The following is a 20,668-nucleotide window of genomic DNA, read 5'->3' on the forward strand; positions in this document are numbered from 1 at the left end:
GTCGGCGCGTGTCGAACCCGGAGACCGCGCCGACCCGCGCCTCGCGCCGAGGTCAGCACGCGACCCGCTCCGAGCTGCCCGCCAGCGAGCCCTCCCGGCCCCGTCCGGTCGTCGCCGCGGCGAGCATCGTCCTCGGTCTGGCGCTCGCCCTCGCGGCCACGAACCAGTCCGATGCGTTGATGCTCGGGTCGTACATCGCTGCGGTTCTGTGCGTGGGGTGCGGACTGCCGCTCCTTGCGGCCGTCCCGGCCCCACGCTCCTCGGCTTCCGTCATCGTCGCCACGGGTATCGGTCTCGCCGTGTCCAGGGCGGCCACCGACACCGAGCCGCTGCTCGAGGTGGCGCCCGTCGCCGCCGGCATCGGCATCGTCCTCATGTGCCTCGTGCCGCTCGTGCACGCCCGCGCCCGCGCCCAGCTGACGCCGTGGCTCACGGCAACGGCCATGGGCATCGCCGTCGCCCTGTGCGGCATCGTGCTGACGATCGTCGAGAGCGACGAGCGGGCCCCGGTCGTCGTCGCCGGCGTGGCCGTCGCCGTCTCGGCGCTCGTCGACCTCGCGCTCGAGCGGCCCCGGCTGCACGTGTGGATGCTGCCCGTCGCGATGGTCGCCGGCGGTGCCGCCGGGCTCCTCGTCGAGCTCGTCGTCAGCGGCGAGGTGCTCCTGTGGGCCGTCCTCGTCGGTGTCCTCAGCGCTGGTGTCGCGCTCGCGGTGCGCCGCCTCGTCTCTCGTCAGCAGGCCCTCGAGCACCCCGTCGCCGCGCTCGCCGCCGGGGCGACCTCCGTGCTCGTCGTCGGCCCGGTCGTCCTCACCCTCGCCCGCACCTTCCTGGGCTGACCCCCTTCGCCCGAGATCTCGACACGCGCGCTGGTTGCAACCCGGGCGGCTGCCAACTTCTCGGGTCCTAGGCTGGCGCCGTGTTCACCATCGACCCCACCCTGCACCCGGACATCGCCCCCCTGGCCTGGCTCGTCGGCCGGTGGGAGGGGGCCGGCGTCGTCGGCTACCCGACGATCGAGTCCGCGAACTTCGGGCAGGAGATCATCTGCACCCACGACGGGCGGCCCTTCCTGCGGTGGGAGTCGCAGACCTGGCTCCTCGACGACGCGGGCACCCGGGTGCGCCCGCTCGCGACCGAGCTCGGCTTCTGGCGGCCGGGCGGGCAGGGCGAGGCCGAGCTGCTGCTCAGCCACCCGACGGGCATCGTCGAGATGTACTACGGCAGCGTCGAGCCGGCCCGCGTCGAGGTGCGCACCGACGGCGTCATCCGCAGCCCGCACGCGAAGGAGTACGCGGCGGCCTCACGGATGTACGGCTACGTCAACAGCAACCTCATGTGGGTCATGGACATGGCCGCGGTCGGCCAGCAGCTGCAGAGCCACGTCTCGGCCGAGCTCAAGCGCGTCGACTGAGGCGCTCGTCCCACCCCGGCGAAGGGGGGATCAGCGCGCCTCGTAGGTGTCCATCTCGTCGGCCTTGAGGGCGTCGCCGAGCTCGGCCATGCCCTCCTCGTCGAGGACGTCGATGGAGGCCCCGCCCGGGCTCGTGCCGTAGCCGGAGAAGGGCGCGGTGATGAAGTGGATGTCGTCGCCGCGGATGCTGCGCAGGGCGAGCGCCTGGTCGCGGATCTCCTTGCTCGTCAGGGTGTCGTCGACGACGGAGTTCGACGTGCCGGCCTCGACAAAGCTGGAGAACTTCATCGGGTTGAGCAGGACGCCGGGGGAGAGGGCCTTGGTCATGATCGCCTTCATCCAGGCCTGCTGGCGCTGGCCGCGCGAGATGTCGCCCTCGCTCAGCTGGTAGCGCTCGCGCACGAAGCCCAGGGCCTGCTCGCCGTCCAGGTCGTTCCACCCCTTCGTGATGGCCACCCCGCCGTTGCCGCTGGAGCCGCTCGCCTCCTCGGCGTAGACGCGCACGCCGCCGACGGCGTCGGTCATCTGCTTGAAGCCCTCGAAGTCGGTCTTGGCGACGTGGTCGATCTTCACCCCGACGAGGTCCTGGATGGTGCGCACGAGCAGGGGCGCCCCGCCGTAGGCGTAGGCCGCGTTGATCTTGTCCTCGCCCTTGCCGGGGATCGGCACGTACAGGTCGCGGGGGAAGTGCACGAGGTAGACGCCGCTGCTGTCGGCCGGCACGTGGACGAGCTGGATGACGTCGGCGCGCGACGCGGACTCGCCGGGGCGGGCGTCGGAGCCGATGACGAGGTAGTTCGTGCCGCGGCCGCTCACGAGCTTCGTGCCCTCGCTCGTCGTGCCCTCCTGGCCGTCCTCCTGCGTCGGCAGGAGCGGCTCGCGGGCGATGTCGTCCACCTTCGTGCTGAGGTAGCCGACGTAGCCGGCGACCCCGGCGAGGACGAGGACGACGACGCTGGCGATGACCAGCAGGGCGCGTCGCAGCCGCCGCTTCTTCTTCGGCGGCGGGTCCCGCTGGTCGTCGGGCTCGTCGAGGAGGTCGTCGATCACCCGGCCGAGTCTAGGTGCGGCACCTGGGATCTCGTCGGCGTCTAGATTTGTCGGCATGGCTGCCACCGACCCGCTCGGCGCGCTCGTCCGCTCTCGCGGGCTGCGGCTCACCGCTCCGCGACGCCGCGTGCTCGGGGTGCTCGCGCGGGGCGAGCACCTCACGCCCGAGGTCCTCACCCACCTCGTCGGACGCGACGGCGGCGCCGAGCTGCCGCCCTCGACGATCTACCGCACGCTGCAGAGCCTCGAGGACGTCGGCATCGTCACGCACACGCATCTCGACCACGGCCCGCCGACCTACCACCTCGCCCGCCCGCACGGCCACCTGCACCTCGTCTGCCGCAGCTGCAAGGCCGTCCTCGAGGTCGAGGTGCAGCGAGCCGACCCGCTCGTGGCAGCCTTGAGGCAGGAGACCGGCTTCCGCGCCGACCCGACGCACATGGCGATCCACGGGTACTGCGCGAGCTGCTCCGCGAGCGAAGGAGACAGATGAGCACCCCCAGCCCCCTGCTGCAGTCCCCGGGAGCCGTCGCCGGCGAGGGTCGTGACAGCGCCGTCGCCGCCCACTACGGCGACCCGATGCGCGAGCAGCGCCTGCTCGCCGAGGGCCTGGCCGCCGTCGACCTCGGCCACCGCGGCGTCATCACCCTCGCCGGGTCGGCCCGCCTGTCCTGGTTGCACTCGCTCACCACGCAGCAGGTCGCCGACCTCGCGCCGCGCACGAGCGCCCAGACCCTGATCCTCACGCCCAAGGGCCATGTCGAGCACGACCTGCACGTCGTCGACGACGGCGAGCAGACGTGGATCACCGTCGAGCCGGGCACGCACGAGGCCGTCGCCGGCTGGCTGGACTCGATGCGCTTCATGCTCGACGTCACGGTGACCGACCGCACGGGCGAGTACGTCGTCCTCGGCGAGGCGGGGTCGCGCGAGAGCGGCGAAGGGGAGCCCCTCGCCTGGGTCGACCCGTGGCCGGGCCCCGTGGGTGACACCTTCGAGTACGGGCCGCCGAGCGAGGAGCACCCGGGCCGGCTGTGGCGCACGCGCGAGCTGCTCGTGCCCGCCGGTGAGGTCTCGTCGGCGATCGGCGACCGCCAGCTCGCCGGTCTGTGGGCGTGGGAGGCGCTGCGCGTCGCCGCGTGGCGCCCGCGGCTCGGCGCCGAGACCGACCACCGCACCATCCCGCACGAGGTCGACTGGCTGCGCAGCGCCGTGCACCTGCACAAGGGCTGCTACCGCGGCCAGGAGACGGTCGCCCGGGTCAAGAACCTCGGTCGCCCGCCGCGCCGCCTCGTCGCCCTGCACCTCGACGGCTCGGGGCACCTGCTCCCCTCGGCCGGCGAGCCCCTGCGCCTCGGCGACAAGGTCGTCGGCCATCTCACCTCCGTCGCCCGTCACCACGAGGACGGCCCGATCGCCCTCGGGCTGATCAAGCGCAACGTCGACCCCACCGCGACCCTCGCCGCCGGCGAGGAGCACCCCGTGGCCGCCGCCCAGAGCGTCGTCGTCGCCCCCTGACCCACCCCCTTCGCGGGTCGAGGTGATCGAGCGAGCCCGGGCTCACCCGGGCACCTCGACCCCGGAGAGGCGCGCTCGCGGCCGGGCCCGGCCTGCCGAGCGGCACGACCGACGTCCAGCGGCCCAGGGTGAGGTCGGTCACGTGAGGTGCCCGGAGTTTGCATTGTGCTTGCTCTGGCAAGCACACTGGGGACATGGCACGAAATCCGTTGGGAGACCTGGGCAACGGCCTGGGTGACTACCTCCGCGAGCAGCGGCTCAGCGCCCGCCTGTCGGTGCGCCAGCTGAGCGAGCTCGCCGGGATCTCCAACCCCTACCTCTCGCAGATCGAGCGGGGGCTCAAGCGACCCAGCGCCGACATCCTCCAGCAGATCGCGAAGGGGCTGTCGATCAGCGCCGAGACCCTCTACGTCCAGGCGGGCCTGCTCGACCCGGACGAGGAGGCCCCGGCCGAGCGCCCGACCGCCCGTGAGGCGATCGCCGCCGACCTGCGGCTCACGAGCCGGCAGCGCCAGACCCTCATCGACATCTACGACTCCTTCGTCGGGTCGCCGGCGGACGCCCCGGCGCCGCCCCGCCCGGAGAAGACCGCCGCCCGCTCGCGGGAGGCCACCCCTTCGTCGACGACGCCGAAGAAGCGCACGACCACGCCCCGGAAGCGCACCAGCGCCACCCGGACCTCGAGCGCGACGTCGCGCTCCACGAAGACCACGTCCTGATCACAGCAGCAAGGAGCACCACCATGACTGTCACCACCACCGTCAAGAAGGTCGTCACCGACTACCCGTACGCCGCCCTCGGCGCCACCGACCTCGCGGTCGAGCGCGTCCGCACGGCGAGTGCCCGCGTGGAGTCGCTGCGCGACGAGGCCCCCGCGAAGGTCCAGGCCCGCATCTCCGGCGCCCCCGCCGCGGCCCAGAAGTCCTACGCCGACCTCGCCGCCCGTGGCGAGAAGCTCGTCGAGCGCGTCCGCAAGCAGAAGGCCACCCAGGACCTCGCCGGTCAGGCCCGCGCCACCGTCGCCCTCGGCAAGGGCCTGGTCACCACGGCCCGCGACGCGGTCGCCGAGGTCGAGCGCTCCGCCAAGGCCACGCTGACGATCGGTCGCAAGGAGGCCGCCAAGGCCGCCGACGCCGTCGCCGAGTCGGTCGAGGTCACCGTCGACACCGACGCCGCGCAGAAGGCCGTCAAGGACTCCGCGAAGCGCACCCGCACCGCCGCCAAGCGCACGACGACGACGGCGAAGAAGGGCGCGACCCGCACCCGCTCCACCGCGAAGTCCACCTCGACGAGCGCCCGCAAGACCGCGGCCAAGGCGACCACCGCCACCGAGAAGGCCGCCGAGAAGGTCGGCGACTGACGCCCTTCGCACCGGGCGGTTATCGTCAGGGCCCGTGAGCACCACGACCCCTGACACCACCGCCCTCGACGAGGCCCCCGTGCTGGTCCACGTGACCCGCGGGGGCCTCGTCGAGTCCGCCCACCACGGCCGCGTCGCCGCGGTCGACGCCGGCGGCCGGACCCGCCTCGCGGTCGGCGACACCGCGGCGGCGGTCTACCCGCGCTCCACCCTCAAGCCGATCCAGGCGCTCGCGATGGTCGAGCACGGCCTCGACCTCGCCCCCCACCACCTCGCGACGGTGTGCTCGAGCCACTCCGCGCAGGAGCGTCACCTCACCGCGGTGACCGAGATCCTCGCGAGCGTCGGGCTGGAGATCTCCGCCCTGCAGAACACCCCCGCCCTGCCCATCGGCGAGCTCGAGCACGCGCAGTGGCTCGCCGCCGGTCGCGCCCCCGAGCCGATCGCCCAGGACTGCTCCGGCAAGCACGCCGGCATGCTCGTCACGTGCGTCGTCAACGGCTGGTCGACGCACGACTACCTCGACCCCGAGCACCCGCTGCAGCAGGCCGTCATGGAGGTCGTCACCCGCGAGATCGGCCCGATCACGACGACGAGCGTCGACGGCTGCGGCGCCCCCCTGCCGGCCGTCCCGCTCGACGGGCTCGCGGCAGCCTTCGGTCGGCTCGCCGGTGCCGAGGAGGGCACGGCTGCTCGCCGCGTCGCCGACGCGATGCGCGCCCACCCCGAGCACGTGGGCGGCGACGGCCGCGAGGTCACCGACCTCATGGCCCGCACGCCCGGCCTCGTCGCGAAGGACGGGGCCGAGGCGGTCTTCGCCGCGGGCACGGCCGACGGGCTCGGCCTCGCCGTGAAGATCAGCGACGGCGCCCCCTTCGCCCGCGCGCGCACCGCGGTCCTCGCGGCCGCGCTGCTGCGCCTCGGCGTCGACTCGCCGGCCACCCGGGAGCACTCCACCTCGCCGACGCTCGGCCACGGCCGTCCGGTCGGCGAGGTCCGCGTCGTCGGGCTCTGAGCGTGCGCACCGTCCTGCAGCGGGTCAGCTCGGCCCAGGTCCGCGTCGACGACGAGGTCGTCGGCGCGATCGGCCCCGGTCTCGTCGCGCTCGTCGGCGTCACCCACGGGGACGGGCCGGACGAGGTCGCGACGACCGTGCGCAAGATCGCCGAGCTGCGCCTCTTCACGCCCGAGGGCGAAGGGGGAGAGCGCTCGGTCGAGGAGACCGGCGGCGAGGTCCTCGTCGTCAGCCAGTTCACCCTCCACGCCGACGTGCGCAAGGGGCGGCGGCCGTCGTGGGGCGCCGCCGCGCCCGGCCCGGTGGCCGAGCCGGTGGTCGCGGCCGTCGCGGACGGCCTGCGCGAGCGCGGGATCGGCGTCGCGACCGGTCGCTTCGGCGCGATGATGGAGGTCTCGCTCGTCGGGGACGGCCCCGTCACCATCGTCGTGGACGTGCCCCCCGTAGGCTCGCTCGCATGAACACCGTCGCGATGATCCAGGGGCTCGTCGTCATGGGCCTCGGCGTGATCGCCGTCGCCATCGAGGTCTACGCGCTCGTCCACGCGGCGACGCAGCGCGCCGACGCCTTCGTCGCTGCCGGCAAGCAGACCAAGCCGATCTGGCTGGGCATCCTCGCCGTCGCGGTCCTGCTCGGGGTCGCCACCTTCGGCGGCCTGGGTCTCTTCGGGCTCATCGGCGTCGTCGCGGCCGGGGTCTACCTCGCCGACGTCAAGCCGGCCATCGACCAGGTCATGGGACGGGGCAGCGGGCGCTCACGCTGGTGACGCCGGCGCGACCGGCTCCCATGCGAGCGTGAGCTCGCCGAGCCGCCAGCGCCGCGGCCCGTCGAGCACGGGCCAGCGCCGGGCGAGCAGCCCGAAGGCCTCGATCGCGTGCGCCCTGGCGCCGTACGTCGCCCAGCCGGCGGTGCGCGCCCACGCGTCGTCGAGGTCGCGCAGCAGGTCGTGGACCCCTTCGCCCGGCACGTTGCGGTGGATGAGCGCCTTCGGCAGGCGCTCGGCGACGACCGACGGGGGCGTCGCGTCGAGGTCGAGGTCGCGCAGCCGCCACGAGAGGGTGAGGCTGCGCGGTCCCTCGCGGTCGAGCATCACCCACGCGCCGAGCCGGCCGAGCTCGCTGCACGTGCCGTCGACGACGACCCCGTGCTCGTCGAGGGCCGCCTGCAGCCCGGCCCAGGCCTGGGCGACCTCGCCCTCGTCGTACTGGCGCAGGACGTTGAAGGCGCGGATGACGCGCGCGGGCGGGGTCGGCACCTCGAAGCCGCCGAGGACGAAGCGCAGACCGGGCCGGGCGAGCGGCTGGGCCGCGGCGACGCGATCGGGCGAGATCTCGACGCCGACGACGTCGAGGTCGTCGCGCACCGCGGCCAGACGGTCGGCCCACTCGCGCGTCGTCGTGCCGAGCCGGCCGTAGCCGAGGTCGACCATGACGGGAGGGTCGTCGCCCAGCCGGATGCGCGGCGCCTGGGTGCCGACGAGCCAGCGGTCGGCCCGGCGCAGCCTGTTCGGTGCCGTCGTGCCGCGCGTGGGGGACCCGACGGGGCGCTGGCTGGGCACGGGACCAGGGTAGGCGGCGCCTATGGTGGCCTCGTGCGTGTCAGGGAGCGTCGGGTCAGCTGGAGCATGCTCGCGCTCGTCGCCTCGCTCGCCGGGGCCGCGCTGCTCGGCGCGATCGGCTGGGTGCCCTCGCTCATCGGCAAGGACAGCGGGGTGCAGGCGGTGACGCCCGGCATGCTGACGATCGCCGACGGCGTCGGCGGGGTGATCACCCTCGGCGAGGGCCGGGCCGTCGCCCTCGACCAGAGCGGTCTGAGGATCACCGACGGCGACGACGTGCTCTACCGCACGGTCCGGGGCGGGTCCCCGGTCTCGGCGCTGCGCGGCACCCTCGACGACTCCGGCGACTCGCCGCGCGAGGACGTCGAGGACGCCGTGTCCGACCTGCGCATCGACCGGGTCGGCGTCTCGCCCGGCATCGCGCGCTACACCGGCACGCTGTCCTCCGACGGGCGCTCGCTGCCGACCGTCATCACCGTGACCTTCGACGACCGCTGGGTGCGCCTCTACGTCGACGTCCAGGGCGCCGACGCGGTCGTGCTCCACGGCGCCGAGGAGCTGGGCTCGCTCGGCTACCCGCCCGCCCTGCCCGACCGTCTGCTGCGCGGTCGTGCGTGGTGGGTCGAGCCCGGCATCGGCCGGGCCACCCCCGTGATGACGAGCGACCGCCGCACCGACCAGGCCCTCGGGCCCGAAGGGGTGGCCCGCGCGGTCGACCTGCGGCGCCGCGGCCACACCGACCTGCACGCCTGGGGCTCTGTGCTCGACCTCAGCGTCACGAGCTCGGCGCGGCCCGAGCCGGAGCCGGAGGAGGAGTCGTGAGCGAGCTGCACCGTGTCGCGATGCTCAGCGTCCACACCTCGCCCCTCGCCCAGCCCGGCACGGGCGACGCGGGCGGGATGAACGTCTACGTCCTCGAGACCGCCCGAGAGCTGGCCCGACGCGGCGTCGAGGTCGAGATCTTCACCCGGCGCACCGCCGCGGCCGACGACGACGTCGTCCACGTCGAGCCGGGCGTCGTCGTCCGCCACGTCCTCGCCGGGCCGTACGAGGGGCTGGCCAAGGAAGACCTGCCCGGTCAGCTGTGCGCCTTCACCGCCGGCCTCATGCGCGAGCTCGCCGCGCGCGAGGAGGGCTACTACGACGTCGTCCACTCGCACTACTGGCTCTCGGGTCAGGTGGGCTGGCTCGCCGCGGAGCGCTGGCAGGTCCCGCTCGTGCACACCATGCACACGATGGCGCGGGTGAAGAACGCCAGCCCGGCGCAGGGCGACGCCCTCGAGCCCCCGGGCCGCGAGATCGGCGAGGCGCAGGTCGTGGCCATCGCCGACCGGCTCGTCGCAAACACGCAGACCGAGGCCCGCCAGCTCGTCGAGCTCTACGACGCCGACCCCGCCCGCGTCGCCGTCGTGCCCCCGGGGGTCGACCTGCGCACCTTCGTGCCCGGCGACCGCGACGCCGCCCGCGACCGCGTCGGGGTCGCCCGTGACGCCGTGCTCCTGCTCTTCGTCGGCCGGATCCAGCCGCTCAAGGCGCCCGACGTGCTCGTGCGCGCTGCCGCCCGTGTCGCCGAGCAGCGCCCCGACCTGCGCGACCGGCTCGTCGTCGCCGTGCTCGGCGGGGCGTCGGGCAGCGGGCTGTCCGCCCCCACGTGGCTCGGCGACCTCGTCGACGAGCTGGGGCTGCGCGACGTTGTGCGGCTCGCGCCGCCGGTGAGCCGACCCGATCTCGCGCGATGGTTCCAGGCCGCCGACGTCGTCGCGGTGCCCTCGTACAACGAGTCCTTCGGCCTCGTCGCCGTCGAGGCCGCCGCGAGCGGGGCGCTCGTCGTCGCCGCCCGGCGCGGCGGGCTGCCCGACGCCGTCGGCGGCGGCGGCGTCCTGCTCGACTCGCACGACCCCCAGGTCTGGGCCGACGCCGTCCTCGAGGTCGTCGACGACCCGGACCGGGCCCGCCGGATGCGCGAGCGCGCGGTCGAGCGCTCGTCGCAGATGGGCTGGGAGCACACCACCGACGCCCTCGTGGGCGTCTACGAGGACGCGATCGCCGCCGCCCGCCAGGCGCGGCACGAGGAGGCTCGATGAGCACGCCAGGCACCACGCCCGAGGACCGAGGCGACGACACGGCTGTGGCCCGTGCCGCCGTCGAGTCCTACCTCGCCGGGGGCGACGTCGAGTGGGAGCGCGGGGCGCGCGACGGCGAGTTCGTCGTCACCCTGCCCGGCGAGCACAAGCTGCGCACCGTCGTCTCCCTCGTCGTCGGGGAGCGGGCGCTGTCGGTCTCCGCCTTCGTCATCCGCAACCCCGACGAGGGGCACGAGCAGGTCTACCGCTACCTCCTGCGCCGCAACCTGCGCATGCCGTGGCTCGCGTACTCGGTCGACTCCTCCGGTGACGTCTACGTCTCCGGGCGGCTCCCCCTTCGCTCCGTCGACGACGAGCTCCTCGACGGGCTGCTCGGCGTCGTCCTCGAGGCGGCCGACGGCCCCTTCGACGAGCTGCTCGTCATGGGCTTCCTGTCCTCGATGCGCAAGGAGTGGGACTGGCGGGTCAAGAACGGCGAGTCGCTGCGCAACCTCGAGGCCTTCCGCTCGGTCCTGCAGCGCCCGGACGACCCGGCGCCCGCTGCACCCGGTGACTAGGCTGGCGTCATGCCGACACTGATCCTGCTGCGCCACGGGCGCTCGGACTGGAACGAGAAGAACCTCTTCACCGGGTGGGTCGACGTCGACCTCATCGACCGCGGCCGTGAGGAGGCCGTGCGCGGCGGGCAGCTGCTCGCCGAGTCGGGGATCCTGCCCGACGTCGTGCACACCTCGGTGCTGCGCCGGGCGATCACGACCGCGAACCTCGCCCTCGACGCGTGCGACCGGCACTGGATCCCGGTGCGCCGCGACTGGCGGCTCAACGAGCGCCACTACGGCGCGCTGCAGGGCCTGGACAAGGCCGCGACGCGCGAGAAGTACGGCGACGAGCAGTTCATGCTGTGGCGCCGCAGCTTCGACACCCCGCCGCCGCCGATCGAGCCCGACGACGAGTACGCGCAGACCGACGACCCGCGCTACGCCGGCATCGACGTGCCGCGCACCGAGTGCCTCAAGGACGTCATCGAGCGTTTCATGCCGTACTGGGAGGGCCCGCTCGCCGAGGACCTGCGCGCCGGGCGCACCGTGCTCGTCGTCGCCCACGGCAACAGCCTGCGCGGTCTCGTCAAGCACCTCGACGGCATCAGCGACGAGGACATCGCGGGCCTGAACATCCCCACCGGCATGCCGCTCGTCTACGAGCTGGGCGACGACCTCATGCCCACGGGTCCCGGCCGCTACCTCGACCCCGAGGCCGCCGCCGCCGAGGCCGCCGCGGTCGCCAACCAGGGCCGCTGACCCCCTTCGCCTCGTCGCCTCACCCGTCACCAGTTTCTCGGGTCACCCGATAAACCCCGGCTTCGCATGAGTAAGAAACTCGTGCGAAGCCGGGGTTTGTCATGTCGAGCCGTCCTGACCCCACCATGGCGAAGGGGTGGCCCCGGGAGATCCCGGGGCCACCCCTTCGTCGTGCGGCGGCCTGCGTCAGTCCGCGAGGTCGGTGTGGACCTCCTGGCCGGTGACGAGGAAGCGCACGCGCTGCGAGATCGAGACGGCGTGGTCGCCGAAGCGCTCGTAGTAGCGGGCGAGCAGCGCCATGTCGACGGCCGCCTCGGTGCCGTGGGTCCACTGGCCGTCGGCGAAGTGGGCGTAGAGCCGGCGGTGCAGCTCGTCGAGCTCGTCGTCGACGAGCTGGATCTCGTCGACGAGCTCCATCGACTGGCTGATCAGGCAGTCGGCGACCTTCGCGACGATCCGCTCGCACACGTGAGACATGTCGGTGACGATCTCGCGCAGCTCGGTGGGCACGGCCGGCTCGGGGTGGCGCAGCCGGGCGAGCTTGGCCACGTGGCGGGCGAGGTCGCCCATCCGCTCGAGGTCGGCGGACATGCGCATCGAGGTGACGATGGTGCGCAGGTCGGTGGCGACCGGCGCCTGACGGGCGAGCAGGTCGATGGCGTGGGCGTCGAGGTCGTTGCGCTTGAGGTCGATCGCCTCGTCGGCGTCGATGACCTGCTCGGCGGTCTGGATGTCGGCGTCGAGCAGCGCGGTCGTCGCCTGCGTGACCGCCGAGGAGACGAGCCGGGCCATGCCGACGAGGTCCTCGGTGATCTGGGCGAGCTCGTCGTGGAAGACAGTGCGCATGGTGTCCTTCTCGGGTGGGCGCGGGGCCCGTCGGGTGCATCAGCGTGCCACTCTGCCCGGGATCTGTGAACGCGTGCTGGCGGGCAGGTGAACAACACCCAGCGCCCCGGAGCCCGGACGTGTGCGCTCCTCAGTGTGCCCGCCCCGACGCGTACTCTCGGTGACGTGGACCCGACGACAGCGGCAATTCTCGGTGGCCTCGCCGGTGTCGTCATCGTCGGTCTCGCCTGGGCGGGCATCGCCTGGAGCGACCACGAGCGGTCGGCCCCGCCGGCCCCCGAGCCCGAGCTGCCCTCCGGGGTCGGCGACGTCCTCGCCGTCCTGCGCTCGAGCGGCATCGTCGTCGACGCCGACAACCGTGTCGTCAACAACTCGCCCGCCGCGGTCGCCCACGGGCTCGTGCGGCACGGCCGCCTGGCCCACCCTTCGCTGTCCGACCTCGCCGGGGCCGTGCGCGCCGACGGCGTCATCCGCGAGGTCGAGCTCGAGCTCCACCGCGCCGACCAGCGCGCGGAGTCCCACGGCGCCGGCACCTTCGTCCACGCCCGGGTCGCCCCCCTCGGCGACAAGCACGTCCTGCTCCTCGTCGAGGACATGACGCAGGCCCGCCGCGTCGAGCAGGTGCGCCGCGACTTCGTCGGCAACGTCTCGCACGAGCTGAAGACCCCCGTCGGCGGTCTCGCCCTGCTCGCCGAGGCCGTCCTCGACGCCGCCGACGACCCCGTCGCCGTGCGCCGCTTCGCCAGCCGGATGCAGGTCGAGGCCGAGCGTCTCTCGGCCCTCGTCAAGGAGATCGTCGACCTCTCGCGCCTGCAGGCCCAGGAGGTCCTCATCGACCCCGAGCTCGTCGACGTCGAGGACGTCGTCGACGAGGCCCTCGACCACCTGCGGGTCGCGGCCAACGCGAAGGGGGTCAGCCTCGCCGACAAGTGCGCGGACGACCTCTACGTGCTCGGCGACCACACCCTGCTCGTCACCGCGGTGCGCAACCTCGTCGGCAACGCCGTCGCGTACTCGGGGGAGGGCACCCGGGTCGGGGTCGGCGCGCGCCTCGTCGGCGACCGGGTCGAGATCGCGGTCTCGGACCAGGGCCCGGGGATCCCCGCCGAGGAGCAGGGCCGCATCTTCGAGCGCTTCTACCGCATCGACGCCGCGCGCAGCCGCGCCACCGGGGGCACCGGCCTCGGGCTGTCGATCGTCAAGCACATCTGCGCCAACCACGGGGGCGACGTCTCCGTCTGGAGCTCGGGCGGTCACGGCTCGACCTTCACCATCCGCCTACCCGCCGCACAGGAGACTCTCGCCGCCGAGCGAGAGCCGCACGAAAGGGAAACCGCACGATGACCCGCATCCTCGTGGTCGAGGACGAGATCTCCTTCTCGGACCCGCTGTCCTACCTGCTGAGCAAGGAGGGCTACGACGTCGAGGTGGTCGACAACGGCCCCGCCGCGCTCGTCGCCTTCGACAGCAACGGCGCCGACCTCGTCCTGCTCGACCTCATGCTCCCCGGGCTGTCCGGCATCGACGTGTGCCGCTCGATCCGGCAGCGCTCGAACGTGCCGGTCATCATGCTCACCGCGAAGGACGGCGAGATCGACAAGGTCGTCGGTCTCGAGATCGGCGCCGACGACTACGTGACCAAGCCGTACAGCTCGCGCGAGCTGCTCGCCCGGATCAAGGCCGTCCTGCGGCGCAACGCCGAGCCCGAGGAGCTGCTGCCGTCGACCGTCGAGGGCGGGCCCGTGCGGATGGACGTCGAGCGCCACGTCGTCTCGATCGACGGCACCCCCACCCCGCTCCCGCTCAAGGAGTTCGAGCTGCTCGAGATGCTCCTGCGCAACGTCGGGCGGGTGCTCACCCGCGTGCAGCTCATCGACCGCGTGTGGGGCAGCGACTACGTCGGCGACACGAAGACCCTCGACGTCCACATCAAGCGCCTGCGCGCGAAGATCGAGCCCGACCCGGGCCACCCGGTGCACATCATCACGGTGCGCGGTCTGGGCTACAAGTTCGAGGGCTGACACCCCCAGGGGACGACGAAGGGGGCCGGTGACCCGGCCCCCTTCGTCATGCGTGCACCTCGAGGCTCAGTGCCCTACGAGGTTCAGTGCCCTACGAAGCTCAGTGCCCTACGAAGCTCAGTGCTCCTCGGACTCCGTCTCGGACTCCGACGGCTCGGCCGGCGGGGTGTAGCCGGGGGGAGCGAACTCCTCGTAGTAGCCGATGGGGGGCAGCACGGGCACGCTCACCGGGGTGACGTCGGAGGAGCCGGTGGCCACGGTCATCTCGGCCATCGCGCCTGGGGGCGCGGGGACCTTCGAGAGCTTGACGGCGTCGGAGCCCTCGCCGAGCAGGACGACCTCGCCCGGGGGCACGTCCGCGGTGACGGGCTCGCCGCCGTCGGCGACCGCGACCTGCAGCTGGACGTCCTTCGACCCGGTGTTGACCGCCGTGCCCGTGAGGGTGCCCTCGCCGCCCTCCTCGCCGCTCACGACGACGAGGTTGCGCAGCTCGAGGTCGCCGACGTCGACGGGCACGCCGTCGCCCAGCGACATCGTCTCATCGGTCTGGAAGGGGGAGGTGTAGCTGCACCCGGTGGTCGCAGCGACGGCCAGGAGCGCGGCTGCACCCGCGCGTGCACGCGTGGTCTGGGAAGGCTTCACGAGGCACAGCGTACCGGCCGCCGGATCGCCTGCAGCGGGGCGCCCAGGGGGCCCGTCGATCTCGTGAGCCCAGGAGTCAAGCGACACGCCGTGATATCCTGAGGGTCGCGAAAGGGGTTTCCTCCATATGGTTTTCAAGGTCGGCGAGACGGTCGTGTACCCCCACCACGGGGCCGCACTGATCGAAGAGATCAAGACCCGTTCCATCAAGGGTGTCGAGAAGCAGTACCTCAAGCTCAAGGTCGCCCAGGGCGACCTGACGATCGAGGTCCCGGCGGAGAACTGCGACCTCGTGGGTGTCCGCGACGTCGTCGGCAAGGAGGGTCTGGACAAGGTCTTCCAGGTCCTGCGCACGCCGCACGCCGAGGAGCCGACCAACTGGTCGCGCCGCTACAAGGCCAACCTCGAGAAGCTCGCCTCCGGCGACGTCATCAAGGTGGCCGAGGTCGTCCGCGACCTGTGGCGCCGCGAGAAGGACCGGGGTCTGTCCGCGGGCGAGAAGCGGATGCTCGCCAAGGCGCGGCAGATCCTCGTCTCCGAGCTCGCGCTCGCGGAGAAGACCGACGAGGACCGGGCAGAGGTCATGCTCGACGAGGTCCTCGCGTCCTGATCCACGACGCATGCTGACGCAGCACGTCACGCACGACGCCCGCACCGATGACGGTGCGGGCGTCGTCGTCGTGGCGGCGGGCTCGGGCACCCGCCTCGGCGCGGACCGCCCCAAGGCGCTCGTCGAGGTTGCCGGCGCGACCCTGCTCGAGCACGCGCTCGTCGGGGCGACCGGCTCGGGCGCGGGGCACGTCGTCGTCGTCGCCCCGGCCGACCACCTCGCGCAGGCCGAAGGGGTCGTGGCCCGCGTGCGCACCCAGGCCGTCCTCACCGTCGTGCCCGGTGGGGCCGAGCGCACCGACTCCGTCGCCGCCGGGCTCGCGGCGCTGCCGCCGGGTCTCGACGTCGTGCTCGTCCACGACGCGGCGCGCTGCCTCGCCCCGGCCTCTCTCTTCGAGCGGGTGACCGCCGCGGTGCGGGCGGGGGCTGCCGGCGCCGTCCCGGGTCTCGCCGTCGTCGACACGATCAAGGTCGTCGACGAGCGCGGGGCGATCACCGCGACCCCGGCCCGCGCGAGCCTGCGGGCCGTGCAGACGCCGCAGGGCTTCCGCGCCGACCTCCTGCGGGCGGCGCACGCCACAGGGGTCCAGGCCACCGACGACGCCGCGCTCGTCGAGGCGCTCGGTCACGAGGTGCTCGTCGTCGAGGGCGACGAGCGGGCCCTCAAGGTGACGACGGTCGAGGACCTGCGGCGGGTCGAGCGCTGGCTCGTCGAGGGGCGCTGACCTCCGTCAGCTCGGCGTCGAGCCGGTCCCGGACCGCCCGTGCCGCGGCGCGACCGGCCCGGTTGCCCCCGATGGTGCTCGCCGACGGCCCGTACCCGACGAGCTGCACCCGGGGGTCGAGCACGCTCGTCACCGTCGTCTGCACGTCGGACCCGCCCCGGCGAAGGGGGATCCCTCCCCTCGGGCCGCGCAGGCCGAGCGGCGCGAGGTGGCGCAGGGCCGGGCGGAAGCCGGTCGCCCACACGATCGCGTCCACCCGCTCGAGCCGCCCGTCGGCCCAGCGCGCCCCGTCGCGCTCCAGCCGCTCGAAGATCGGCAGACGCCGGTCGTAGACCCCCGTGCGGGCGGCTGCCTCCTCCTGCGGGCGCAGGTGCAGACCGGTGACGCTCACGACGCTCGCCGGGGGGAGCCCGGCGTCGAGCCGCTCCTGGACCGCTGTGATCGCCGCGCGCCCGGAGAAGTCCCCGTCGGACCAGCGCGGCGGCCGCCGGGTCGCCCACACGACGTCCGCGACGGTCGCGATCTCGCCGATGAGCTGCACGGCCGAGGCGCCCGCCCCGACGACGAGCACGCGCATGCCCGCGAAGTGCTCGCGGCCCGGGTAGGACACGGTGTGCCACTGCTCGCCGGCGAAGTCGCGCTGACCCGGGTAGGTCGGGACGAAGGGGTGGGTCCACGTCCCCGTCGCGTTGACGAGCGTGCGGCTGGTCCACGAGCGTCCGCCCGAGCGCACGACGAGCAGCCCGTCCTCGTCTGTGACGGCGTCGACCCGCACGGGGCGCAGCACCGGCAGCTCCTGGGCCTGCTCGTACTCGTCGAACCACGACGCGATGACCTGGTTGGCTGGCTCGTCGCCGCGACCCGGGGCGGGGGCGTCGGGCAGGTCGGCGACGCCGTGCACGTCGTCCATCGTCAGCGAGTCCCAGCGGTGCTGCCAGGCGCCACCGGGACGCTCGTCGGCGTCGAGCACGACGTGCTCCACGCCGAGCCGGCGCAGGTGGTAGGACGTCGACAGGCCCGCCTGCCCCGCGCCGATGACGACCGACTCCCAGATCTGCACGTCGGGTGCAACACCGGCCCCCGCCTGGTTGTGCCCGGGCTGGGGGAGACTGGCGCCATGACTGCGCTGCCCCGCACCGGCATCGGTGTCGACGTCCACGCCCTCGCCGACCCCGCGAGCGGGCGGGAGCTGTGGGTGGGCGGGCTGCTGTGGCCGGGCGAGACCGGCCTCGAGGGCCACTCCGACGCCGACGTCGCCTGCCACGCCGCCTGCGACGCCCTCTTCTCCGCTGCCGGCATCGGTGACCTCGGCGCGCACTTCGGCACCGACCGGCCCGAGCTCGCGGGCGCCTCCGGGCTCACCCTGCTCGCCGAGGCGGCGCGTCTCGTGCGCGAGGCGGGCTTCGAGATCGGCAACGTCGCCGTGCAGGTCGTCGGCAACCGCCCGAAGATCGGCTCCCGGCGCGACGAGGCGCAGCGGGCGATGAGCGACGCGTGCGGTGCGCCGGTCTCGCTCGCCGGCACGACGACCGACGGGCTCGGGCTCACCGGCCGGGGCGAGGGCGCCGCCGCGATCGCGACGGCTCTCGTCGTCAGCGGGTAGTCCTCCCCATGGGCGCCGCCGTCGGGTCTGGCTAGCATCGGCCGGGACCGCGACGACAGGGGAGGTGCGCGGCGCGATGAGCCTCACTCACGGTGGTGACCCGCAGCAGATGCGGGAGGTGGCCCGCCAGCTCGTCGAGTCCGGACGCCGGATCGGTGACTGCGGGCAGGTCATCGCGCACTCGGCCGGGGTGCTCGACGGCGGCTGGCAGGGCCCGGACTCCGCGTACCTGCTCCAGGCGGCACGCGACTCGCAGGGCCGTCTCGACGGCGCTCAGCAGGCCCTCATCGCCTTCGCCGCGCGGCTCGTCGACCAGGCCGACCAGCAGGACGAGGCGTCGGGCGCGCGGGCCGGTGGCGCGGGCGCGGGCACCGGCGGCGGCCCCCGGGCCCAGGACACCGGCGGCCCCGGTGGCGACGCCCGGGCCGACAACAACGACGCTCGCGACAACCGCTGGTGGTGGGACCGCAAGGACGAGGCCGACTACGAGACCGACGGGGACCCCGGTCCCGACGTCGAGATGCCCGACGGTCTGGACCCGGACTCCCAGCTCGCCCGCGACCTCATGGCCACGCCCTCGGGGCGCGAGATGCTCGAGTGGCTGCGGATCAACGACATCGAGATCCGCTACGACGACGGCGAGGCCGGCGCCTGGTACGACCCGGGCTCGAACTCCATCACCTTCGGCGTCGACGACCCGAGCCTGCCGGAGGACGAGCGGCAGTACAACGACACCCCGGACACGCTCATCCACGAGGCCAACCACGCGCAGTGGGACGCTCGCGACGAGGGTCTCGAGATCAGCCACGACGACCGTGACGAGTACGTGCAGTCGCAGGTCGACGAGGAGATCGAGGGTCAGGTCGACCGGTGGACGTGGAACGAGGAGGCTCGCCGGGAGGGCATCGACGTGCCGGTCGGCGCGGACGAGCAGGCCTGGCGCGACGCCTACGACGCGGCCCTGGCCGGCGGGGCCTCGCAGGAGGAGGCCGCGCAGGCCGGGCACGACGAGATCGAGCTGATGTTCCGCGGCGAGCACCCCAGCGTCAACTACTCGCAGTCCACCGACGGCCAGAACTACTACGACCGGCACCGCGAGGACTGGGACGACCGGCACGACTGGTGGCCCTGGTGGTGAGCCGCCGGGTCGCGGCGCTCGTCGTCGCGGGCGGGCTGCTGGCAGGGTGCGGTGGACAGGACACGAGCACGGAGGGCACGCAGATGATGCAGGAGCGCACGGTCGAGGCCTTCGAGAGCAGCGACCCCTCGGTCGCCTCTCTCGCCCGCTCCGACGAGACGAGGCCGCGCCCGATCGCGACCCCCTTCACCGACCGGTGGTTCGTCATCCAGCTCGAGGCGCGTCACCGGCTGCAGGTCGTCGCGGTGACGCGCGAAGGGGAGCCGCGCGGCGTCGTCCTGTCGGGTCACCCCGAGCGCTGGGCCGAGGTCGTCAAGGGCGTCACCGTCGCGGACGAGGAGACGGCGACCCAGGTCGCCGACGCGTACTCTGCGGCGCTGCGCCCGACCACCGGGGGGCCCAGGCTGCTCGACTCGATCGACGACCTCGACCTGCCCTCCGGCGCCGCGGACCAGGCGCAGGAGCTGCAGCGCGAGCACGGCGCGGACGTCGCCGACCGGTCGGTGACGGCGCTCGACGGCGGCTGGCGCACCCAGCGCTGGTCCACCGAGGACCGCGACCTCGTGCGGCACGTCCTCACGGTCGCGACCGACGGGACGGTCGAGGACGAGCGCACCGTCGTCGAGCAGGACCTCCCGCTGCCGATCCCGCTCTGAGGATCAGCGCGGGCCGAGCAGGCCCGCCCAGGCCGCGACGACGGGCTGCCAGGCCGCGTCCGTCTCGGGCTGGCGACGGGCGACCTCCTCGAGCACGGCGGGCAGCTCGTCCTCCGAGGCGCCGGTCAGGCCCCCTTCGGCCAGGTCCGTGCGCGCCCAGACCTCGACGACCTCCTTCGTCGCCTCGGGGTGGCCCTGGATGCCCCAGACCGAGCCCGCGAGCCGGGCGAGGAGCACGTCGGCGCGGTCGTTGACGGCCACGACGCTCGCGCCGGGCGGCAGGGCGACGACGGTGTCGTCGTTCCACTGCGGCACGTGGCAGTCCTCCGGCAGCGCCGCGCCGAGCGGGTCGTCGGCGAGCACCCGGGTCACCGCGCGCGCCCCGACGGTCTGGCCGAGGGGGTTGCGGGTCACCTCGCCGCCGAGGGCCACCGCGGCGAGCTGGTGGCCCAGGCAGATGCCGAGGACCGGTCGCCCCGCCTCTGCGTGGTCACGGATGAGCGCTCGGACCGCGGGCAGCCAGGGCGCGCGGTCGTCCTGCTCGGCCCCCATCGACCCGCCGAGGACGAGCAGGCCGTCGTGGGTGAGCGCGCTCGGCACGCTCTCGCCGAGGTAGGGGCGCACGACGTCGAGCGTGGCACCGGCGTCCTCGAGCCACCGACCGACGAGGGCCGGCGGGCAGGACTGCTGGTGCTCGACGACGAGGACGCGGCGCTCAGGCACGGGGCGGGGGCGGGACGGCGCCGGGGGCCCTGGTGGTGCCCGCCGCGCGGGGCCGGTCGACGAGGACGGCGCCGAGCAGCAGGCCGAAGGTCACGAGCGTGAGGATCGTCTGGGGGGCCGAGAGGATCCACCACGGCAGGCCCGTCCGGTACAGGCGCGGGGTGGCGAGGACGGAGATCACCTGCCACATCTGCGAGACCAGCATCATCACGCCGGCGCCGGCGAGCAGCTGCCACCACCGGCCGGAGTCGCGGCGCATGAGCGCCACGGCGATCATGCCCGCCCCGAGCAGCAGGAACGGCGCGGACCACATGAACCAGCGCGTGATCTCGTGGAGGTGGATGCCCATGGCCGCGATCGTAGGCCGCGGGGGCGGGCCGTGCCCGCCGGTCCGGCGACGGGGTCGGACCC

The 20,668-nt window shown here is 73.8% G+C and carries 27 protein-coding genes; 20 read left to right on the forward strand and 7 right to left on the reverse strand.

Annotated elements, in window-relative coordinates; translation table 11 throughout:
* Positions 1 to 8 precede the first annotated feature (8 nt).
* Complete coding sequence (locus LIV55_RS08440; protein ID WP_229299899.1) at positions 9 to 836, forward strand: hypothetical protein; 828 nt, start codon at positions 9 to 11, stop codon at positions 834 to 836.
* A gap of 80 nt (positions 837 to 916) precedes the next feature.
* Complete coding sequence (locus LIV55_RS08445) at positions 917 to 1,411, forward strand: heme-binding beta-barrel domain-containing protein (protein ID WP_068269948.1); 495 nt, start codon at positions 917 to 919, stop codon at positions 1,409 to 1,411.
* Positions 1,412 to 1,441: 30 nt separating this feature from the next.
* On the opposite strand, the gene LIV55_RS08450 is transcribed toward LIV55_RS08445, so the two are convergent.
* Positions 1,442 to 2,461 (reverse strand): LCP family protein, encoded by a 1,020-nt coding sequence (locus tag LIV55_RS08450; protein WP_229299900.1) that lies wholly within the window; start codon positions 2,459 to 2,461, stop codon positions 1,442 to 1,444.
* Between the two features lie 55 nt (positions 2,462 to 2,516).
* Here LIV55_RS08450 and LIV55_RS08455 point away from each other — a divergent pair, with 55 nt between their 5' ends.
* The 7 genes from LIV55_RS08455 to LIV55_RS08485 all read left to right on the forward strand — a co-directional run bounded on the left by LIV55_RS08455 (position 2,517) and on the right by LIV55_RS08485 (position 7,120).
* On the forward strand, positions 2,517 to 2,954 hold the full coding sequence (locus tag LIV55_RS08455) for a Fur family transcriptional regulator (protein WP_123093567.1): 438 nt from the start codon (positions 2,517 to 2,519) through the stop codon (positions 2,952 to 2,954).
* A complete protein-coding gene (gene ygfZ / locus LIV55_RS08460) occupies positions 2,951 to 3,979 on the forward strand; it encodes a CAF17-like 4Fe-4S cluster assembly/insertion protein YgfZ (protein ID WP_229299901.1) in 1,029 nt (342 codons plus the stop codon). The genes LIV55_RS08455 and ygfZ overlap by 4 nt, the downstream gene beginning before the upstream one ends.
* A gap of 194 nt (positions 3,980 to 4,173) precedes the next feature.
* On the forward strand, positions 4,174 to 4,698 hold the full coding sequence (locus tag LIV55_RS08465) for a helix-turn-helix domain-containing protein (RefSeq protein ID WP_229299902.1): 525 nt from the start codon (positions 4,174 to 4,176) through the stop codon (positions 4,696 to 4,698).
* A 23-nt stretch (positions 4,699 to 4,721) separates the two neighbouring features.
* Positions 4,722 to 5,339 (forward strand): hypothetical protein, encoded by a 618-nt coding sequence (locus LIV55_RS08470; RefSeq protein ID WP_068269933.1) that lies wholly within the window; start codon positions 4,722 to 4,724, stop codon positions 5,337 to 5,339.
* Between the two features lie 34 nt (positions 5,340 to 5,373).
* Positions 5,374 to 6,354: an asparaginase gene (locus LIV55_RS08475; RefSeq protein ID WP_229299903.1), complete on the forward strand. Its 981-nt coding sequence runs from the start codon at positions 5,374 to 5,376 to the stop codon at positions 6,352 to 6,354.
* Between the two features lie 2 nt (positions 6,355 to 6,356).
* Positions 6,357 to 6,815, forward strand: a complete 459-nt coding sequence (gene dtd, locus LIV55_RS08480) for a D-aminoacyl-tRNA deacylase (protein ID WP_229299904.1) — start codon at positions 6,357 to 6,359, stop codon at positions 6,813 to 6,815.
* Positions 6,812 to 7,120, forward strand: a complete 309-nt coding sequence (locus tag LIV55_RS08485; RefSeq protein WP_068269924.1) for a DUF2516 family protein — start codon at positions 6,812 to 6,814, stop codon at positions 7,118 to 7,120. The genes dtd and LIV55_RS08485 overlap by 4 nt, the downstream gene beginning before the upstream one ends.
* On the opposite strand, the gene LIV55_RS08490 is transcribed toward LIV55_RS08485, so the two are convergent.
* The gene (locus LIV55_RS08490) at positions 7,109 to 7,912 is read right to left on the reverse strand and encodes a class I SAM-dependent methyltransferase (protein ID WP_229299905.1); all 804 of its coding nucleotides are present in this window, start codon (positions 7,910 to 7,912) and stop codon (positions 7,109 to 7,111) included. The two genes, LIV55_RS08485 and LIV55_RS08490, sit on opposite strands and share 12 nt — an antisense overlap.
* A gap of 33 nt (positions 7,913 to 7,945) precedes the next feature.
* Between LIV55_RS08490 and LIV55_RS08495 the strand changes: the two genes are divergently transcribed.
* Genes LIV55_RS08495 through LIV55_RS08510 form a run of 4 tightly spaced genes read left to right on the forward strand, consistent with a single transcriptional unit; the run spans position 7,946 to position 11,294 of the window.
* Positions 7,946 to 8,734: a hypothetical protein gene (locus LIV55_RS08495; protein ID WP_201467801.1), complete on the forward strand. Its 789-nt coding sequence runs from the start codon at positions 7,946 to 7,948 to the stop codon at positions 8,732 to 8,734.
* A 20-nt stretch (positions 8,735 to 8,754) separates the two neighbouring features.
* A complete protein-coding gene (mshA, locus tag LIV55_RS08500; protein WP_229300359.1) occupies positions 8,755 to 9,996 on the forward strand; it encodes a D-inositol-3-phosphate glycosyltransferase in 1,242 nt (413 codons plus the stop codon).
* Complete coding sequence (locus LIV55_RS08505) at positions 9,993 to 10,553, forward strand: type III secretion system chaperone family protein (RefSeq protein ID WP_229299906.1); 561 nt, start codon at positions 9,993 to 9,995, stop codon at positions 10,551 to 10,553. The genes mshA and LIV55_RS08505 overlap by 4 nt, the downstream gene beginning before the upstream one ends.
* Positions 10,554 to 10,562: 9 nt before the next feature.
* Positions 10,563 to 11,294, forward strand: a complete 732-nt coding sequence (locus tag LIV55_RS08510; protein ID WP_191680641.1) for a phosphoglyceromutase — start codon at positions 10,563 to 10,565, stop codon at positions 11,292 to 11,294.
* A 186-nt stretch (positions 11,295 to 11,480) separates the two neighbouring features.
* Here the strand turns inward: LIV55_RS08510 and phoU are convergent, their stop codons facing one another.
* Entirely contained in the window at positions 11,481 to 12,140 is a 660-nt protein-coding gene (gene phoU, locus LIV55_RS08515; RefSeq protein ID WP_123093558.1) for a phosphate signaling complex protein PhoU, read from the reverse strand.
* Positions 12,141 to 12,305: 165 nt separating this feature from the next.
* Here phoU and LIV55_RS08520 point away from each other — a divergent pair, with 165 nt between their 5' ends.
* Positions 12,306 to 13,484: a sensor histidine kinase gene (locus tag LIV55_RS08520; protein WP_191562948.1), complete on the forward strand. Its 1,179-nt coding sequence runs from the start codon at positions 12,306 to 12,308 to the stop codon at positions 13,482 to 13,484.
* The gene (locus LIV55_RS08525; RefSeq protein ID WP_068269902.1) at positions 13,481 to 14,161 is read left to right on the forward strand and encodes a response regulator; all 681 of its coding nucleotides are present in this window, start codon (positions 13,481 to 13,483) and stop codon (positions 14,159 to 14,161) included. The genes LIV55_RS08520 and LIV55_RS08525 overlap by 4 nt, the downstream gene beginning before the upstream one ends.
* A gap of 117 nt (positions 14,162 to 14,278) precedes the next feature.
* Here LIV55_RS08525 and LIV55_RS08530 read toward each other — a convergent pair whose 3' ends face one another.
* Positions 14,279 to 14,803, reverse strand: a complete 525-nt coding sequence (locus LIV55_RS08530) for a hypothetical protein (protein WP_229299907.1) — start codon at positions 14,801 to 14,803, stop codon at positions 14,279 to 14,281.
* A 127-nt stretch (positions 14,804 to 14,930) separates the two neighbouring features.
* On the opposite strand from LIV55_RS08530, the gene LIV55_RS08535 reads away from it, so the two are divergent.
* Both LIV55_RS08535 and ispD read left to right on the forward strand, forming a co-directional pair.
* On the forward strand, positions 14,931 to 15,413 hold the full coding sequence (locus tag LIV55_RS08535; protein ID WP_068269899.1) for a CarD family transcriptional regulator: 483 nt from the start codon (positions 14,931 to 14,933) through the stop codon (positions 15,411 to 15,413).
* A 10-nt stretch (positions 15,414 to 15,423) separates the two neighbouring features.
* Positions 15,424 to 16,137, forward strand: a complete 714-nt coding sequence (gene ispD, locus LIV55_RS08540) for a 2-C-methyl-D-erythritol 4-phosphate cytidylyltransferase (RefSeq protein ID WP_229299908.1) — start codon at positions 15,424 to 15,426, stop codon at positions 16,135 to 16,137.
* Here ispD and LIV55_RS08545 read toward each other — a convergent pair.
* Positions 16,076 to 17,197, reverse strand: a complete 1,122-nt coding sequence (locus LIV55_RS08545) for an NAD(P)-binding domain-containing protein (RefSeq protein ID WP_229299909.1) — start codon at positions 17,195 to 17,197, stop codon at positions 16,076 to 16,078. The genes ispD and LIV55_RS08545 overlap by 62 nt on opposite strands.
* 57 nt (positions 17,198 to 17,254) lie before the next feature.
* Here LIV55_RS08545 and ispF point away from each other — a divergent pair, with 57 nt between their 5' ends.
* The 3 genes from ispF (at position 17,255) to LIV55_RS08560 (ending at position 19,534) form a co-directional block, all read left to right on the forward strand.
* On the forward strand, positions 17,255 to 17,740 hold the full coding sequence (gene ispF / locus LIV55_RS08550; RefSeq protein WP_123093553.1) for a 2-C-methyl-D-erythritol 2,4-cyclodiphosphate synthase: 486 nt from the start codon (positions 17,255 to 17,257) through the stop codon (positions 17,738 to 17,740).
* A 76-nt stretch (positions 17,741 to 17,816) separates the two neighbouring features.
* A complete protein-coding gene (locus LIV55_RS08555) occupies positions 17,817 to 18,878 on the forward strand; it encodes a DUF4344 domain-containing metallopeptidase (RefSeq protein WP_229299910.1) in 1,062 nt (353 codons plus the stop codon).
* Positions 18,872 to 19,534, forward strand: coding sequence for a hypothetical protein (locus LIV55_RS08560; protein WP_229299911.1), 663 nt, complete (start codon positions 18,872 to 18,874; stop codon positions 19,532 to 19,534). Before LIV55_RS08555 ends, LIV55_RS08560 begins: the two co-directional genes overlap by 7 nt.
* 3 nt (positions 19,535 to 19,537) lie before the next feature.
* Here the strand turns inward: LIV55_RS08560 and LIV55_RS08565 are convergent, their stop codons facing one another.
* A complete protein-coding gene (locus LIV55_RS08565) occupies positions 19,538 to 20,257 on the reverse strand; it encodes a type 1 glutamine amidotransferase (protein WP_229299912.1) in 720 nt (239 codons plus the stop codon).
* The gene (locus tag LIV55_RS08570; protein ID WP_123093549.1) at positions 20,250 to 20,606 is read right to left on the reverse strand and encodes a hypothetical protein; all 357 of its coding nucleotides are present in this window, start codon (positions 20,604 to 20,606) and stop codon (positions 20,250 to 20,252) included. The genes LIV55_RS08565 and LIV55_RS08570 overlap by 8 nt, the downstream gene beginning before the upstream one ends.
* Positions 20,607 to 20,668 lie beyond the last annotated feature (62 nt).

Source organism: Janibacter melonis, assembly GCF_020567375.1.
Classification (GTDB): Bacteria; Actinomycetota; Actinomycetes; order Actinomycetales; family Dermatophilaceae; genus Marihabitans; species Marihabitans melonis.

Excerpts from the sequence above, each read along its gene's own strand:
- LIV55_RS08455 (WP_123093567.1), top strand. The coding sequence starts at position 2,517 with ATGGCTGCCACCGACCCGCTCGGCGCGCTCGTCCGCTCTCGCGGGCTG.
- ygfZ (WP_229299901.1), top strand. The coding sequence starts at position 2,951 with ATGAGCACCCCCAGCCCCCTGCTGCAGTCCCCGGGAGCCGTCGCCGGC.
- LIV55_RS08465 (WP_229299902.1), top strand. The coding sequence starts at position 4,174 with ATGGCACGAAATCCGTTGGGAGACCTGGGCAACGGCCTGGGTGACTAC.
- LIV55_RS08470 (WP_068269933.1), top strand. The coding sequence starts at position 4,722 with ATGACTGTCACCACCACCGTCAAGAAGGTCGTCACCGACTACCCGTAC.
- LIV55_RS08485 (WP_068269924.1), top strand. The coding sequence starts at position 6,812 with ATGAACACCGTCGCGATGATCCAGGGGCTCGTCGTCATGGGCCTCGGC.
- mshA (WP_229300359.1), top strand. The coding sequence starts at position 8,755 with ATGCTCAGCGTCCACACCTCGCCCCTCGCCCAGCCCGGCACGGGCGAC.
- LIV55_RS08505 (WP_229299906.1), top strand. The coding sequence starts at position 9,993 with ATGAGCACGCCAGGCACCACGCCCGAGGACCGAGGCGACGACACGGCT.
- LIV55_RS08510 (WP_191680641.1), top strand. The coding sequence starts at position 10,563 with ATGCCGACACTGATCCTGCTGCGCCACGGGCGCTCGGACTGGAACGAG.
- phoU (WP_123093558.1), bottom strand. The coding sequence starts at position 12,140 with ATGCGCACTGTCTTCCACGACGAGCTCGCCCAGATCACCGAGGACCTC.
- LIV55_RS08525 (WP_068269902.1), top strand. The coding sequence starts at position 13,481 with ATGACCCGCATCCTCGTGGTCGAGGACGAGATCTCCTTCTCGGACCCG.
- LIV55_RS08535 (WP_068269899.1), top strand. The coding sequence starts at position 14,931 with ATGGTTTTCAAGGTCGGCGAGACGGTCGTGTACCCCCACCACGGGGCC.
- ispD (WP_229299908.1), top strand. The coding sequence starts at position 15,424 with ATGCTGACGCAGCACGTCACGCACGACGCCCGCACCGATGACGGTGCG.
- ispF (WP_123093553.1), top strand. The coding sequence starts at position 17,255 with ATGACTGCGCTGCCCCGCACCGGCATCGGTGTCGACGTCCACGCCCTC.
- LIV55_RS08555 (WP_229299910.1), top strand. The coding sequence starts at position 17,817 with ATGAGCCTCACTCACGGTGGTGACCCGCAGCAGATGCGGGAGGTGGCC.
- LIV55_RS08570 (WP_123093549.1), bottom strand. The coding sequence starts at position 20,606 with ATGGGCATCCACCTCCACGAGATCACGCGCTGGTTCATGTGGTCCGCG.